The 941-nt window shown below is 44.0% G+C and carries 1 protein-coding gene; it reads right to left on the reverse strand.

Annotated features, from left to right (window positions below):
• Positions 1 to 280 precede the first annotated feature (280 nt).
• Entirely contained in the window at positions 281 to 799 is a 519-nt protein-coding gene (locus tag HMPREF2955_RS06830; RefSeq protein WP_246830087.1) for a flavodoxin, read from the reverse strand.
• Positions 800 to 941: the final 142 nt, after the last annotated feature.

Genomic DNA, 941 nt, shown 5'->3' on the forward strand with positions numbered 1-941 from the left:
CGGCGGTCATTGAACTGCCTTCTTGATATGAGATGGGGGAACTTGCTTTTGTGTTCTTGCAACTTGCAGTTAGTAACTTTGTAAGAATTTGCTGGATTTCTTTATCTGGGGAATTGAGGAAAAACAGGGTTACGATTTGGAGACCGTACTCAGTTCCACATTCTGCTTGAAATTGCATTCAATGAACACCCGACAATGAGCCACCAGCCTGTTTCTATGACTCTTGTCGGGAGAGGTACAATAAGTTCCTTATATCCCCAAAGATTTAACTGAATTTATTTCATTTGCCCAACCATACCTTCAGTTCTTTTTCAGATACCCTGTTCAACAGTTTCCCTTCCTTCCAGTTTACATCTGGATAGGCGGCTTTCAGGTCTTTACACGCTTTCTTGATACTGCTACCGCCGGAGGTAGCGAAGGGGATGACGGTTTTGCCCTTAAAATCGTAGGACTCCATGAAAGTGTTGATGATGGTTGGAGCGGTGTACCACCAAATAGGGAATCCGACATATACCACATCATAGTCCTGCATGTTTGCCAACTTGTCCGTGATGGCTGGACGTGATTTCTTGTCCTGCATTTCAACAGACGAACGGCTCTGCTTGTCACGCCAATCAAGGTCTGCACCCGTGTAGGGTTGTGCAGGCTTGATTTCGTGCAGGTCGGCACCAGCGACCGCTGCCAGTTGCTCTGCGGCTCCCTTGGTCACGCCGGAAGCTGAGAAATAAGCTACCAATACTTTCATTTGTTTCTTCTCCTGTTTAGTTTGCTGTGCACACGCACTGAGACAAAAGGCCATGAGTGCCGTGCAAATGATTGTTGCTATTTTCATAAGTAAGTGAACAAAATTAATTTACACAAAATGAAGTCGTCTAGACTTTTAAAATCTCTAAAATTGAGAGGAGTCTATTATCTTTGTACTGTAAAAACCAAGATAAACA

The organism is Prevotella sp. HMSC073D09, assembly GCF_001814145.1.
In the GTDB taxonomy this organism is placed as follows: Bacteria; Bacteroidota; Bacteroidia; order Bacteroidales; family Bacteroidaceae; genus Prevotella; species Prevotella conceptionensis.

Bases quoted from the DNA above. Each gene is read 5' to 3' on its own strand.
- HMPREF2955_RS06830 (WP_246830087.1), bottom strand. From the start codon at position 799: ATGGCCTTTTGTCTCAGTGCGTGTGCACAGCAAACTAAACAGGAGAAG.